Source organism: Mesorhizobium sp. P2_E7, assembly GCF_056403855.1.
On the sequence record NZ_JBFUER010000008.1, the window covers coordinates 97,600 to 112,065 of the forward strand.

Here is a 14,466-nt window from a genome sequence, read left to right on the forward strand (position 1 = left end):
TCAGGCCGCGGCCGCCGGCCGCTCGCGCGCCAGCATCTCGGCGGTGGCAAGGCGCCACAGGCCACCGACGGCCGGCTCGACGATGAATTCGCTGGTGCCGGAGCGCGCGTGCAGGCGGTCGAGCTCGGAGCGGACCTGGTCCGGTGTTCCCGCAATCACACTCGGCTGCTTGGGCTCGATGCAGTACTCGGCTGAACCCAACTGGCGCGCATAGTCCTTTGCCTGTTCCTCGCTGCCGACGGTGACGCTCTGGGCGCCGGGGACATGCACCTTGAACAGCTTGATCTTGTCGGCCTGCGCCTCGGCCTCGCCGGCATATTCGGAGACGATGACCGAGACAGCGACGATCGGCGCGCGGCCGGTCTGCGCCCGATAAGCCGCGACGGTGTCATCGAGCAGGGCGTCGTCGCCATTGAGGTGGCGGGCGAAGACGAACTCCCATCGATGCGCCGCGGCGAGCAGCGCGCTTTCGACGCTGGCGCCGAGCAGGAAACGCTGCGGCGCGACCGGCGGACGCGGTGTGGCGCTCAGCCCCTCGACCGGGCCGGAGCCGTCGAGATAGGCGCCAAGTTCGGCGATCTGCTCGCCGAAATCTCGGCTGTGCGAGGGGTCACTTCTGCCTTGCAGGGCCCGCGTCGACAATGGCAGGCCGCCGGGCGCCTTGCCGATGCCGAGATCGACGCGCCCGGGCGCCAGCGCCCCCAGCAGATGAAAATTCTCGGCGACCTTGTAGGGGCTGTAGTGTTGCAGCATGACACCGCCGGAGCCGATGCGGATCCGGCTGGTATGGGCGAGCAGGTAGGCGATCAGCACCTCTGGCGAGGAACTCGCGAGGTCCGGCACATTGTGGTGCTCGGCCACCCAGAACCTGCGGTAGCCGAGCCGCTCGGCAAGTTGTGCCAGCGCTACGGTTCGTTTCAGCGCATCTGTCGCGCTTTCTCCCTTGGCGAGCGGGCTCTTGTCGAGGAGGCTGAGCGCATAGGCCATGGGATCTCCACCTTCGGCGGCCCGCATGGGCCATGAACTTCCTGGATGTAGATCGTAATACATATAGTCTATAGATTTTATAGACTATATGCCGAGTTTCAGCCGTTGCGGGAAAAACCCTTTCCTTCAGCGCGCCGGCTTTGGAATATGCGACCGGTGAGCGGGTTTCGCATCATGGCTGCGGCTCACGGGTGCGGCGGCGGGATGAGGTCGCGTCCGACCAGGGCATCGATGATCCGCTCGGCCCCGGAAACGAACTGGCGGCCATTGGCTTCACCGGATGCGTGAGGGGAGGTCTCGCCTGCCGGCAGCACCAGCACCGGCAGCGCCTGATTGGCTTCACCGACAAGCGCCACCACCGCGGCGCGTGGCCGGGGAAAAGCGATCCGGTGAACGTCGATCGTTCCTACAAGTGTTGGAAAGGAGGCCAGCACCCCTTCCACCAGCGCTGAATGGCGGCAGAAGAACTGCTGGCCCGGAAATTTGGCGTCTTCGAAATCCGGGGTGAGCAGGAACAGGGCGGCCCTGTCTAGATTTGCAGTGGTCAACGGATTCTCCAGTTCGAACCTATCTTGGGTCTCCAACAGGCTACCGTTGCCGGCGCGATTTGCCGAAGGCCAGGATTCCGGAGCGCGTGCGTTGTGAAGCAATATTAGTCTGCCAATGGCTGCTGTCGGCGAACACCATTGCTGTCGTTTGGTCGCCGCTGCGCCTAAGGAATCGAGAGAAGAAGACTCTCTACGCGGAGCAGGCTTTGGCCAGGCGAGCTCCGTCGAAGTCAGATCAGACCCTGGGTTGAGGCCTATCATCAGGACCGACTAAAGTTGCCGTCGAGCAGCCCGCAGGACGCCGATTTTCTCAGCATTGTGGAAAAATCGGAAGAGAATTCCTATCTCTATAGATTTTGTCGAATATCGTCTGCCCCGGTTTGAAAGTGGCCCAATGCGGAAGTAAGGCCTGGGAGATTGACGAGTTGGCACGGCTATCAGTTCTAGGAATATCGGGTGGCGTCAGCACGCCGTCGCGGACCACGGCGGTGGTGAACGCGCTGGTCAAGGCGATCGCGCAGCGCCTCCCGTCGGATACCGGCCTGATCGAAATCACCGAGGCAGCGCCATCGCTTTTCGCCGGGCTTTCCCGAGGTACGCTCGGTCCGTCTGGCGAAGCCATCGTCCAGCGCGTCGAGAAGGCCGACCTGCTCGTGGTCGGGACGCCCGTCTACAGGGCTTCCTATACCGGCGCCCTCAAGCATCTGTTCGATCTCGTCGATCATCGCGCGCTGGCCGGCAAGACCGTGCTTCTCGCCGCGACCGGCGGCAGCCCCTACCATGGTCTCGTCCTCGAGCATCAGCTCAGGCCGCTGTTCAGTTTCTTTGGCGCCGTCACTGTACCGACAGGTGTCTATGGCGCGCCCGACGATTTCGTCGGCGCCGAAATCGTCGGTGCGGCGATCAGCGAACGCATTTCGCGCGCCGCCTCCGAAGCGGTTTCACTGCTCAATTCCAACCAAGCAAATGCTGCCGTCGCCGCGCGCGTCGGCTGAGCCAACGAAAAAGGGAACAACGACATGACGTCTCATTCCGACGACCTCAAATTCGCCTACTGGGTTCCGAACGTCTCCGGCGGACTGGTCATCTCCAACATCGAGCAGCGGACCGGCTGGGACATCGACTACAACCGCAAGCTCGCCCAGATCGCCGAGGCCAACGGCTTCGACTATGCGCTGAGCCAGATCCGTTTCACCGCCGGCTACGGCGCTGACAACCAGCACGAATCCGTGTCGTTCAGCCACGCGCTGCTGGCCGCGACCACGACGCTGAAAGTCATCGCGGCGATCCTTCCCGGTCCGTGGAATCCGGCGCTGGCCGCCAAGCAGATCGCCACCATCAATCACCTGACCAATGGCCGCGTCGCCGTCAATGTCGTCAGCGGCTGGTTCCGCGGCGAGTTCGCCGCCATCGGCGAGCTTTGGCTCGACCATGACGAGCGTTATCGCCGCTCTGAGGAATTCATCCGCGCGTTGCGCGGCATCTGGACCGAGGACAATTTCACGCTGAAGGGCGACTTCTACCGCTTCACCAACTATTCGATGAAGCCGAAGCCGATCGATCCGCAGCCCGAGATTTTCCAGGGCGGCTCGTCGCGCGCCGCGCGCGACATGGCCTCGCGGGTGTCCGACTGGTATTTCACCAACGGCAACACGCCCGAAGAGATCAGGAAGCAGGTAGACGACATCAAGGCCAAGGCGAAGGCCAATGGCCACAAGGTGAAGATCGGCGTCAATGCCTTCGCCATTGCTCGCGAGACCGAGGCGGAAGCGCGCGCGGTGCTGGACGAGATCGTCGCCAAGGCCAATCCCGAAGCGGTGCAGGGCTTTGCCGACCAGGTCAAGAACGCCGGCAAGGCCTCCCCGGAAGGCGAGGGCAACTGGGCGAAGTCGTCCCTCGAGGATCTCGTTCAGTACAATGACGGCTTCCGCAGCAATCTCATCGGCACGCCGGAACAGATCGCCGAACGCATCCTCAAGCTCAAGGATGCCGGCGCCGATCTGATCCTGCTCGGCTTCCTGCATTTCCAGGAAGAGGTCGAGTTCTTCGGCAAGCGCATCATCCCGCTGGTGCGCGAACTGGAAGCAGCGCGTGACAGGGAGCTTGTCGCCGCCGAATAGGCCAGGGCGCGGCCTGCGGGCCGCGCACTCCTTCAAAAATCAGGAACGTGTCATGATTGGTGCTTCGCTGGGAGCCGCCGCATACGAGCGCGCGCCCGAAATCTCCGGCATTCTTGCTGGCGCCGCTTCCGTCGAGGCGCGCCCGGCGCGCCTGTCGGCAAAGGTCGATGCGATCCTGTCCCTGGGCGGGGTCGGCATTTCCTTTGGCGGCGTCACGGCGCTGAGCGATGTCGACCTTGAGGTCGAAAGCGGCGAGATCCGTGCTGTGATCGGCCCCAACGGCGCCGGCAAATCCTCGTTGATCAACATCATCAGCGGTCTCTATCACGCCGACCACGGCAAGATCGCGATCGCCGGCCAGTCATTCTCCCGTGTGCCGGCGAGCCGTCTGGCACGTCTGGGCGTCGCGCGCACCTTCCAGAACCTGGCGCTGTTTCCCGGTCTTTCGGTGCGCGACAACATCGCGTCCGGCCGCGTCCACACCAGGCGCGCCAGTTTCGTCGAACATATTGCGGGCCTGCCACGCGCCCGGCGCGAAGACGTGGGAATCGCCGAAAAGGTCGACCAGACAATCGCCTTCCTGCATCTGGAGGCCGTCGCCGATCGTCTGGTCGCGACGCTGCCCTACGGCTTGCAGAAGCGCGTCGAATTGGCGCGCGCGCTGGTCGCCGAGCCGAAGATCCTGCTGCTCGACGAGCCGATGGCCGGAATGACGGCGACCGAGAAAGCCGAGATGGCCGGGTTCGTGCGCGCCGCGCGCGACCGGCACGGCGTCACCATCATCCTGATCGAGCACGACATCGGCGTCGTCATGGGGCTATCCGACCGCGTCGCCGTGCTCGACTACGGCCGCAAGATCGCCGACGGCACGCCGGCCGAGGTGCGGGCCGATCCGGAGGTGATCCGCGCCTATCTCGGCACCGCCGAGGGCGAGGACGGCGAGGGCATCTGATGAGCTACTATGATTTTCTCTTCGTCATCGAGGTGCTGGTCGGCGGCTTGCTGTCAGGCGTCATGTACTCGCTCGTCGCTATCGGCTTCGTGCTGATCTACAAGACGTCGGGCGTGCTGAACTTCGCGCAAGGATCGATGGTGCTGTTCGCGGCACTCACCTTCGTCAGCCTGGTCGAACGCGGCATCCCGTTTGCATTCGCGCTGCTCATCACCTTCGCGGTCATGGTCGCGCTCGGCTTCACCATCGAGCGGACCGTGCTCAGGCCGCTGGTCAACCGCTCGCCGATGACGCTGTTCATGGCCACGCTTGGCCTGTCCTACATCATCGAGGGTGCTGCCCAACTGATCTGGGGCACGCAGGTGCACGGGCTCGATCTCGGCATCGACGACACGCCCTTCGAGGTCGGCGGCATCCTGATCTCGTCGTTCGATCTTCTGGCAGCTGGCATTGCCGCGGCGATGGTGGCTGGCTTGAGCGCCTTCTTCTACTGGACCCGGATCGGGCTGGCGTTTCGCGCCGTCGCCGACGACCAGTTCGCCGCCCTTGCCGTCGGGCTTCGACTGCCGCGGATCTGGGGAACGGTGTGGACGGCCGCAGGCTTCGTGGCGCTGGTCGCCGGACTGCTGTGGGGTGCGCGCCTCGGCGTCCAGTTCTCGCTGTCACTGATCGTGTTGAAGGCGCTGCCGGTGCTGGTGCTTGGCGGCTTCGATTCCATCCTTGGCGCCATCGTCGGCGGCCTGATCATCGGCGCCAGCGAAAAGCTCGCCGAGGTCTATCTCGGACCCTTCGTCGGCGGCGGCATTGAAGGCTGGTTTGCCTATGCGTTGGCGCTGGTCGTGCTGCTGGTGCGTCCCTCCGGCCTGTTTGGCCAGAAAACCGTTGAAAGGGTCTGACCGATGGCCGTGCAAGCGCTCGATGCCGCAAGGGCTCCTATCGACTGGCTGAAATTCGCACGGAAATTCGCTTTGCCGGCCGTGCTGATCGTTGTCGCCTACGGCCTGATCCCGGCCTATGCCTCGAGCTATCTGGTCGAGGCGATCCTGCTGCCGTTCCTGGCGCTCAGCCTGGCGGCGGTCGGCCTCAACCTCTTGACCGGCTATTGCGGCCAGCTTTCGCTGGGCTCCTCGGCATTCATGGCGGTGGGTGCCTTCGCCGCCTACAATTTCAATCTGCGGGTCGAAGGCCTGCCGCTGGCGGCAACCATGATCCTGGCCGGGATTTCGGCCGCTGGCATCGGCGTCATCTTCGGATTGCCGAGCCTGCGCCTGCGCGGCTTTTATCTCGCCGTCTCGACGCTCGCCGCCCAGTTTTTCGTGCAGTGGGCGCTGACCAAGTTCGGCTGGTTCTCCAACGACAATCCGTCAGGGGTGATTTCCGCGCCGCACCTTGCCGTTGCAGGCATCTCGCTCGACGGCGCCACAGGCCGCTATTTGCTTTCCGTCACCACCGTCATCGTGCTGACGGCGCTGGTCTGGAGGCTGGTCAACAGCGCGACTGGCCGCAACTTCATCGCCGTGCGCGACAACGAAACCGCTGCGCGCGTCATCGGCGTGCCGGTGCTGCGGACAAAGCTGCTGGCGTTCGCCATTTCGTCCTTCATCATCGGCGTTGCCGGCGTGCTGTGGGCCTTCACCTATCTGCGCACCGTCGAGCCGGCCGGCTTCAATCTCGACCGCTCGTTCCAGATCCTGTTCATTATCATCATCGGTGGGCTGGCATCGATACGCGGCGCGTTTCTGGGGGCGGCGTTCATCGTCGTCTTCCCGCTCTTTCTGTCCCGGTTCGGCGCCTTCGTGTTCGGCGGCCTGTTCGATTCAGGTGTGCTCGACATGAGCCAGCGCATCGTGCTTGGCGCGCTCATCATCATTTTCCTCATCGCGGAACCGAACGGGCTGTCGGCCCTCTTCGACCGCCTGAAACGACGGATCGGCTCAAGGTCCAGCTGAGCGCCGCTCGACATTCTCTCACGGACCCAAAACCTCAGGAGACGCAATTCATGACCTTCTTCAGTCACCTCAAGAAAGCGGCGATCGCCACCGCTTTCGTGCTCGGCGCGACAGCCGTGCACGCCGACGAACAGTATTTCCCGCTGCAGAGCTACCGCGTCGGCCCCTATGCCGCCGGCGGCACCGGCTTCTTCGGCGGCTTCATCGATTATCTCAACCTGATCAACATCCGCGACGGCGGCGTCAATGGCGTCAAGCTGACCTGGAGCGAGGGCGAAACCCAGTACGAAGTCGAGAAGGGCGTCGAGGTCTATGAGCGCCTGAAGAGCAATCCCGGCATCGCGGCCTGGAACCCGCTCTCGGTCGGCATCGCCTATGCCATGATCGACCGCATCACCGACGACAAGGTGCCGCTGATCACCATCAACCACGGCCGCACCGACACGACCGACGGGCGCGTGTTCCCCTACGTCTTCCCGCTGCTGCTCAATCCCTACAGCGAAACGTCGGGCATCGTGAACTACATCGCCTCCAAGGAAGGCGGTCTCGACAAGCTCAAGGGCAAGAAGATCGTGGTGCTTTATCACGGCTCGCCCTACGGCAAGGAGACGATCCCGATCTATGAGCTGCTGTCGCAGAAATACGGCTTCGAGCTGTCGCAGATCGAGGTTCCGCACCCCGGCAACGAACAGCAGGCGCAGTGGCTGACGATCCGTCGCGAGCGTCCCGACTATGTCGTGCTGCGCGGCTGGGGCGTGATGAACCCGGTTGCGCTGAAGACCGCGCAGAAGACCGGCTTCCCCGTCGATCACATCATCGGCAATGTCTGGTCGAATTCGGAAGAAGACGTCATCCCCGCCGGCGATGCCGCCAAGGGCTATACCGCCATCACCACCCAGGCCTCGGGCGAGCAGTATCCGGTGGTCCAGGAAATCGTCAAAACCGTCTATGGCGCCGGCAAGGGCAATCTCGAGGACAAGAGCCGCATCGGCTCGGTCTACCACAATCTCGGCATCGTCAACGGCATCCTCAATGTCGAAGCCATCCGCATCGCGCAGGCCAAGTTCGGCAATCGCACGCTGACCGGCGATGAGGTCCGCTGGGGCTTCGAACACCTCAAGCTCGATCCGGCGCGCGTCGAGGCGCTCGGCGCCAAGGACCTGTTCCACTCGATCAACGTCTCCTGGGACAATCACGAGGGTGACGGCTACGTGACCTTCCAGCAGTGGGACGGCAAGAAGTGGAACGTCGTGTCCGACTGGATCGCGCCGGACTGGAAGCTGCTGCGCCCGATCATCGAGAAGTCGTCCGAGGCCTACGCCAAGGAAAAAGGCCTCAAGATCCGCACGGCAGAAGACGCCGATGCGGTGGTCAGCAACTGAGTTTGACGAACTCACGGCCGGCCTGCGGGCCGGCCGTGCCATCCATCTTCCCAGCGGAGTTATCGATGTCCAGCCCGGAAAATCCGATCCTGTCGGTCAGCCGCGTCGAGGCCGTCTACAACGGCGCCATCGCCGCTTTGCACGGCGTCGACCTGACGGTCGGCAAAGGCGAGATCGTCGCGCTGCTCGGCTCCAACGGCGCCGGCAAGACGACGCTTTTGCGCGCCGCATCCAATCTTCTGCCGGCCGAGCGCGGCTCAGTCACCGCAGGCCGGATCATTTTCGATGGCGAGGATGTCTCCAGGGCAAGCCCCTCGCACCTCGTTCGGAAGGGCCTGGTGCAGGTTCTCGAGGGCCGGCACTGTTTCCGCTCGCTGACGGTCGAGGAGAACCTTCTGACCGGGGCGCTGGGGCGCTCGTCCTCGCGCGTTGGCGTCAAGGCCGACCTTGAGCGTGTCTACGCGCTGTTTCCGAGGCTTCTCGAGAAACGGCGCACGCGATCCGGCCTCACTTCCGGCGGCGAGCAGCAGATGACGGCGATCGGCCGCGGGCTGATGTCGCGGCCGAAACTCTTCGTTCTCGACGAACCTTCGATGGGCCTGGCGCCGCTGATCGTCGACGAAATCTTCAGCGCTTTGAAGCGGCTCAATCGGGACGAAGGTCTTTCGATCCTTGTCGCCGAGCAGAATTCGGCGGTGGCGCTGAAATATGCCGACCGCGCCACCGTGCTCGAAAACGGAAAAAGCGTGCTGGAAGGGTCGGCGGCAGACCTGCGCCAGCGCGACGACATCAAGACCTACTATCTCGGCGGCGCGCCGCTTCCATTGCAACACTTTCCCCAGGAGACAGCAGCATGACCATCCAATCCAAGCAGCCGTCCGACGCGCGCGTCGCCGTGCCTCCGGTCGAGCGGCCGTCGGCCAAGGCGCATGTCATCAAGACCGATGCCGAGGCGATCGCCATCGCAGAAAAACTAGCCGTTGAATTCGCCAGGGAAGCCTCGAAGCGGGACCGCGAACGCATCTGGCCGAAGGAAGAGCTCGATGCGTTTTCGCAGAGCGGCCTGTGGTCGATCAATGTGCCGAAGGCCTATGGCGGGCCGGAGGTCTCCTATGTGACGCTGTCGAAGGTGATCACTATCATCTCGGCGGCCGATCCGTCGCTCGGCCAGATTCCGCAGAACCATCTCGGCGTCGTCGCCGCCATCCGCACCGTCTCCGACGAGGCGCAGAAAAAGCTGCTCTTTGCCGAGGCGCTCTCCGGCACACGCTTCGGCAACGCGTTTTCCGAGTTCGGCTCCAAGCGTGCCGCCGACTTTGAGACGAAGTTCGTCGATGCCGGTGACCATGTCGTCGTCAACGGCCAGAAATTCTATTCGAGCGGCGCGCTGCTCGCCCATCTGGTGCCGATCGTGGCGCTCGATGACGAGGGGCGCGCCTGGTATGCCATCGCCGATCGCGGCGCGCCCGGACTGACCGTCATCGACGACTGGTCGAGCTTCGGCCAGAAGACCACGCTCTCCGGCACGGTTCTGCTCGACAATGTGAAGGTACCGAAGACGCATCTCGTCCCCGGCTACAAGGGCTACGACAAGCCGACAGCCGACGGCCCCATCTTCCAGATCATCCAGGCCGCGGTCGACCTCGGCATCGCCAAGGCAGCGATCGACGAAACGGTCAGCTTCGTGCGTACCAAGTCGCGCGCGTGGATCGACAGCGGCGTCGATCATGCCTGGCAGGATCCCTATACGATCCAGGCGATCGGCGACCTTCGCCTGCGCGCCAATGCAGCCGCGGCGGTTCTGGAAAAGGCCGGCCTTGCGGTCGATCGTGCGGTGGCCGACCCCAACGAGAAGACGGTCGCCGAAGCCCAGATCGCGGTTGCCGAATCCAAGATCCTCACCACCGAGATCGCCATCAACGCCACCAACAAGCTGTTCGAACTCGCCGGCACGCGATCCACACTGGCCGAGCACAATCTCGACCGCCACTGGCGCAATGCCCGCACCCACACGCTGCACGATCCGGTGCGCTGGAAATACGCGATCTTGGGCAACTATTACCTGAACGACGTTAACCCGCCGCTCCACGCCTGGAGCTGAGCGGGAACGCCGTAAAGTCACAAAGGACTGTTCATGAGCACTGCCACCCCCGACAGGATCAAGGTCCTGTGGTTTCTCCCGACACATGGCGACAGCCGCTATCTCGGCACCTCCGAGGGCGGCAGGGCGGTCGACCTGCCCTATCTCACGCAGGTGGCCAAGGCGGCCGACGCCATCGGCTACTATGGCGCGCTGCTGCCGACAGGGCGCAGTTGCGAGGACAGCTGGGTGGTGGCGTCGGCGCTGGCGCCGCTGACGCAGCGGCTGCGCTTCCTCGTTGCCGTCCGTCCCGGACTACAGTCGCCGACGCTTGCCGCGCGCATGACCTCGACGCTCGACCGCATTTCGGGCGGACGGCTGCTCATCAATGTCGTCACCGGCGGCGATCCGGTCGAGAACAAGGGCGATGGCATCTTCCTCAGCCATGACGAGCGTTATGAGGTGACGCGGGAATTCCTCGACATCTACAAGGCGGTGCTGCGCGGCGAAACCGTCGCCTTCGAGGGCAAGCATTTCCGCATCGAGGATGGAAGGCTGCTGTTCCCACCGGTGCAGACGCCGCACCCGCCGCTCTATTTTGGCGGCTCATCGGAAGCGGCCAATGCGGTCGCCGCCGAGCAGATCGACAAATACCTGACCTGGGGCGAGCCGCCGGCGGACGTCGCGGCCAAGGTCGAGCATGTGCGCGGCCTTGCCGAGAAGGCCGGCCGCGAAGTGAGCTTCGGCATCCGATTGCATGTCATCGTCCGCGAGACCAATGACGAGGCCTGGGCAGATGCCGACCGCCTGATCAGCCGCCTCGACGACAAGACGATCGCCGAGGCGCAGAAAGTTTTCGCGCGCATGGATTCGGTCGGCCAGTCACGCATGAGTAAGTTGCATGGCGGCCGCCGCGACAAGCTCGAAATTAGCCCGAACCTGTGGGCCGGCGTCGGCCTGGTGCGCGGCGGTGCCGGCACCGCTTTGGTCGGCGATGCGGCGACGGTGGCGGAGCGGATCGACGAATACCGGCGCATCGGCATCGATACCTTCATCCTGTCCGGCTATCCGCATCTGGAAGAAGCCTATCGCTTCGGCGAATTGGTGCTGCCGCTGCTGCCGCTCGATCACGAAATCTCGACGCGGCCGACGACCGTGAACATGGGACCGTTCGGCGAGACCGTGGCCGGCGATCATCGCCCGTCGGCGCTGCGCGCGAGCCAATCTTGAGCGCTTCCCACACCGCCAGGAAACCGGCGGTCGCCATCATCGGCGGCGGTTTTTCCGGCGCTGCAACCGCCTTTCATTTGGCGCGGCTGTTGCCGGCAGGCGCAGTCGATATCGTGGTCGTCGAACCGCGCGAGGGGCTCGGCTATGGTCTGGCCTATTCCACGGCCGATCCTTCGCACCGCATCAACGTGCGGGCGTCCAGGATGACGCTGATCTCCGCTGTGACAGGCCATTTTTCCGACTGGCTGGAGCAGACCGGCGCCATTGTTGATGACGCGGCGGCCATCGCCGCCAGCGGTGCGATCTACCCGCAGCGTCGGGTCTTCGGCCGCTATGTCGAATCCCACCTGCAGCCCTTCCTGCAGAGCAAGGCGATCCGCCATGTCAGGGCCGAGGTTGCTTCGGTCGAGCGCAGTGGCGAGGGCTACCGGCTCGTCCTGTCCGATGGCGCAACGCTTGCCGCCGATGCCGTGGTGATCGCGGCGACGCATCCATTGCCGGCGCTGCCGGCGCCGCTGCGCAGCGTGGCCGCCGCCGCCGGATTGGTGGGCAATCCCTATGATCTCGAACGGCTGCAGGCGATCGGCCGTGACGACCATGTTCTCATCGTCGGCACCGGTCTGACCTCGGCCGACGTCATCGCCACGCTCGATCGCGGAGGTCATCGCGGCCGCGTCACGGCGCTGTCGCGCCATGGCTATCGCTCGCATGTGCAAGCTGCGATGCAGGGCGACCCGATTGGCGACTTCACAAGCCCGCCTTCACACAGCGCGACGGAGCTGCTCCGGCGCATACGGGCAACGATCGCGACTGCGACGCGACAAGGCGAAGACTGGTATCCGGTCCTCGACGCTGTCCGGCGTCAGGGGCAGTTGATCTGGCAGGCCCTGCCGCTTGCCGAGCAACGCCGCGTGGTGCGCCATCTTCGCGCGCTCTGGGACGTGCATCGCTTCCGCATCGCGCCACAGGTCGCAGCCGTGCTGGGTCGCCGCCTTGCCGAGGGCACGCTCGCTTATCGCGCCGCATCGATTGTCGAGGCCGAGGAGGCCGACGGGCGCATCCGCGTCACGCAGCGGCCAAGGCGCCAACACAAGCTCATCGTCGAAGCGTTCGACAGCGTGATCGTGACGACCGGGCCGGCGCATGCCGATATTCTTCGCACCAACACGGCGATTGCCACCCTTGGAGATCTGGGCCTGGTTCGTCTTGACCCAACCGGCCTCGGTCTGGAGACCGACAGACAGGGCCGCGCGGTCGGCGCGTCAGGTCACGCGGCCGACAATATTTTCATCAGCGGGCCACTGGCGCGCGGCAGCGTCGGCGAGATGATGGGAATTCCCGAGGTCACCGCGCATGCCGAGGGCATCGCTGCCGAAATTCACCAATGGTTGGGAGACCAGACGGTGTTGCGTCGCAAGGCGTCGTGACACTGCAAACACGATGAGGCTATCCAGATGACACTGACCGAACGCATTCTCCTGGATGAAACCCGGATCCCGCTGAAATTCGCGATGCGACATCTGGCCGGAGCCGTCTCCGTGGTGACTGCAGGTATTGGCGACGAACGGACGGGCGCAACGATTACCACGGCCCACTCCTTGTCGGTCGAACCCGAGGTGATGGTCGTCAGCATCAATCTGAGCTCGTCGACATGGACAGCCATCAGCCGGCATCGGCATTTCTGCGTTAATGTGCTGCGCGCCGACCAGATCGCGATCGCCGACCGTTTTGCTGGCCGCGGCGGCCTCAAGGGTTCGGCGCGTTACGAAGGAGCGCACTGGTCCAGCCATGCAACCGGCGCGCTGGCACTCGAAGGTGCGCTTGCCGCGGTCGACTGCACGGTCGAGGACACCATCATTCGCCACAGCCACGCGCTGATCCTCGGCAGCGTCCGGCATGTGGTGAGTGGAGAGCCCGGTCCGGCACTGATCTATCACCACGGAGCATACCAACGTCCGCTTTGAATGGCGATCACAAGTCTGGCATAGTCCAAGCCCTCGAGTTTTGCGAAGACGCGCGGCCGTTGGCTCGCGGAACCATACGGGAAGATTCCACGAAAAGCCAATGAAATCAACGACCTTAACACGCTCTCCGGGCTCACCATGATCATTGATTTTGCAATGAAATAATGCCCTAATTGCTGTGGTTGACGGTACTTTTCGAGACGGCAGACGACGCCTGGTCGAGACTCAAAAGTGCAAAATTCGTCCGATTGGTCCCGATAGTTGGCGAAACCTCAGAATCTTTTTTGTGGCAATTTTTCCTTTAAAATCAACAGTGTAGTTTTTTGACGGCTCCAGTGTCGGTCTCTTCAAGGTTACGAAAAATATATGACAGTGATTTCAACTGGTTATATGCTGTTCAAACAATCGAGTGGGAGTAGGGTTGGCGTAGTCTGGAGTGCTCCGACGTGGTTTTTCGCAGAAAAAGCAACGAGTTGCGGTTCATCTCATTCAAAATCGGCTCCACATCATCAACTGAAGTCTTCGATTGCCTGGCATACGGCAAGCCTGTTTGCTCCTGGATCGGCAAGGCATCCATGTCCGCCCGAATCAGCAGGGTAGGTCCGGGGCGCGCGCCTTCAATCGTGCCGACAACGCCGGTACGGCCGATGCCGGTCCGGTGCTCGATACCGAGACGGGCGAGCTCGCGCGCCACCGTCGCACTCGTGCGGATTTCTTCGAATGAGGTCTCCGGATGGGCGTGAATGTTCCGCCTGATTTCGATCAGGCGCGGCTCCTCGATTTTGGCAGTCCTTTCGCATGCAAACCATTCGGGCTCGTCGTAGCGGTTCGGAGTGCATTTGGCGAGATTGATCGCGAGCCACCCGCCCCGAGGGTTCTGCGGCCGTTTTGTAACGCGCTCCAAGCGTTGGACGCCGGCAACTCTGGCGGAACCACGATCGGTTTGCTGGGCCAGTGTTTGTGCCTTTTGCGGTTCTAGACTAGCAATCCGAAAGCTCGCCCACCACACTCGGTCGTCTACTTGGCAGCCCATCCACTGGGACGCGGAACGATACGGGAAACTTCTTGATTTGGCCCACGAAAAACCAGTGAAATCAGCGCTCGCCGCTTTGCGAGCCGAATAGCGGTTGGTCGGTGCGATGCGAACTGGAAGTGATGACGACAGATCGACCGCGATGGCCAATCAGCCTGCCAAGCGCGCGTTTTCTGAAAAATGGAACGAGCACAGTGGTATATTTTATTGTCAAAAAAAGG

At 63.3% G+C, this 14,466-nt stretch carries 13 protein-coding genes and 1 pseudogene; 11 read left to right on the forward strand and 3 right to left on the reverse strand.

Features of this window, described 5'->3' with window-relative positions:
* Positions 1 to 987 carry an MsnO8 family LLM class oxidoreductase gene (locus AC1DYC_RS28065; RefSeq protein WP_477410948.1) on the reverse strand — a complete coding sequence of 329 codons (987 nt, stop codon included), beginning with the start codon at positions 985 to 987 and terminating at the stop codon, positions 1 to 3.
* Between the two features lie 185 nt (positions 988 to 1,172).
* A complete protein-coding gene (locus tag AC1DYC_RS28070) occupies positions 1,173 to 1,535 on the reverse strand; it encodes a DUF3088 domain-containing protein (protein ID WP_477410949.1) in 363 nt (120 codons plus the stop codon).
* 425 nt (positions 1,536 to 1,960) lie between these two features.
* Here AC1DYC_RS28070 and msuE point away from each other — a divergent pair, with 425 nt between their 5' ends.
* The 11 genes from msuE (at position 1,961) to AC1DYC_RS28125 (ending at position 13,212) form a co-directional block, all read left to right on the forward strand.
* On the forward strand, positions 1,961 to 2,530 hold the full coding sequence (msuE, locus tag AC1DYC_RS28075; protein ID WP_477410950.1) for an FMN reductase: 570 nt from the start codon (positions 1,961 to 1,963) through the stop codon (positions 2,528 to 2,530).
* Between the two features lie 24 nt (positions 2,531 to 2,554).
* A complete protein-coding gene (gene sfnG, locus AC1DYC_RS28080) occupies positions 2,555 to 3,655 on the forward strand; it encodes a dimethylsulfone monooxygenase SfnG (RefSeq protein ID WP_477410951.1) in 1,101 nt (366 codons plus the stop codon).
* 52 nt (positions 3,656 to 3,707) lie between these two features.
* Positions 3,708 to 4,607 carry an ABC transporter ATP-binding protein gene (locus tag AC1DYC_RS28085; protein ID WP_477410952.1) on the forward strand — a complete coding sequence of 300 codons (900 nt, stop codon included), beginning with the start codon at positions 3,708 to 3,710 and terminating at the stop codon, positions 4,605 to 4,607.
* The gene (locus AC1DYC_RS28090; RefSeq protein ID WP_477410953.1) at positions 4,607 to 5,503 is read left to right on the forward strand and encodes a branched-chain amino acid ABC transporter permease; all 897 of its coding nucleotides are present in this window, start codon (positions 4,607 to 4,609) and stop codon (positions 5,501 to 5,503) included. Before AC1DYC_RS28085 ends, AC1DYC_RS28090 begins: the two co-directional genes overlap by 1 nt.
* Before the next feature lie 3 nt (positions 5,504 to 5,506).
* Positions 5,507 to 6,556, forward strand: coding sequence for a branched-chain amino acid ABC transporter permease (locus AC1DYC_RS28095; RefSeq protein WP_477410954.1), 1,050 nt, complete (start codon positions 5,507 to 5,509; stop codon positions 6,554 to 6,556).
* A 50-nt stretch (positions 6,557 to 6,606) separates the two neighbouring features.
* The gene (locus AC1DYC_RS28100) at positions 6,607 to 7,938 is read left to right on the forward strand and encodes an ABC transporter substrate-binding protein (RefSeq protein WP_477410955.1); all 1,332 of its coding nucleotides are present in this window, start codon (positions 6,607 to 6,609) and stop codon (positions 7,936 to 7,938) included.
* A 65-nt stretch (positions 7,939 to 8,003) separates the two neighbouring features.
* Entirely contained in the window at positions 8,004 to 8,795 is a 792-nt protein-coding gene (locus AC1DYC_RS28105; RefSeq protein WP_477410956.1) for an ABC transporter ATP-binding protein, read from the forward strand.
* Positions 8,792 to 10,039 (forward strand): SfnB family sulfur acquisition oxidoreductase, encoded by a 1,248-nt coding sequence (locus AC1DYC_RS28110; protein WP_477410957.1) that lies wholly within the window; start codon positions 8,792 to 8,794, stop codon positions 10,037 to 10,039. Before AC1DYC_RS28105 ends, AC1DYC_RS28110 begins: the two co-directional genes overlap by 4 nt.
* Positions 10,040 to 10,072: 33 nt before the next feature.
* Positions 10,073 to 11,248 carry an FMNH2-dependent alkanesulfonate monooxygenase gene (gene ssuD / locus AC1DYC_RS28115; protein ID WP_477410958.1) on the forward strand — a complete coding sequence of 392 codons (1,176 nt, stop codon included), beginning with the start codon at positions 10,073 to 10,075 and terminating at the stop codon, positions 11,246 to 11,248.
* A complete protein-coding gene (locus AC1DYC_RS28120) occupies positions 11,245 to 12,675 on the forward strand; it encodes an FAD/NAD(P)-binding protein (RefSeq protein WP_477410959.1) in 1,431 nt (476 codons plus the stop codon). The genes ssuD and AC1DYC_RS28120 overlap by 4 nt, the downstream gene beginning before the upstream one ends.
* 27 nt (positions 12,676 to 12,702) lie before the next feature.
* Positions 12,703 to 13,212, forward strand: a complete 510-nt coding sequence (locus AC1DYC_RS28125; RefSeq protein WP_477410960.1) for a flavin reductase family protein — start codon at positions 12,703 to 12,705, stop codon at positions 13,210 to 13,212.
* A gap of 532 nt (positions 13,213 to 13,744) precedes the next feature.
* Here the strand turns inward: AC1DYC_RS28125 and AC1DYC_RS28130 are convergent.
* Positions 13,745 to 13,993 (reverse strand): annotated as a pseudogene (locus AC1DYC_RS28130) (M20 metallopeptidase family protein); the annotation flags it as partial.
* Positions 13,994 to 14,466 lie beyond the last annotated feature (473 nt).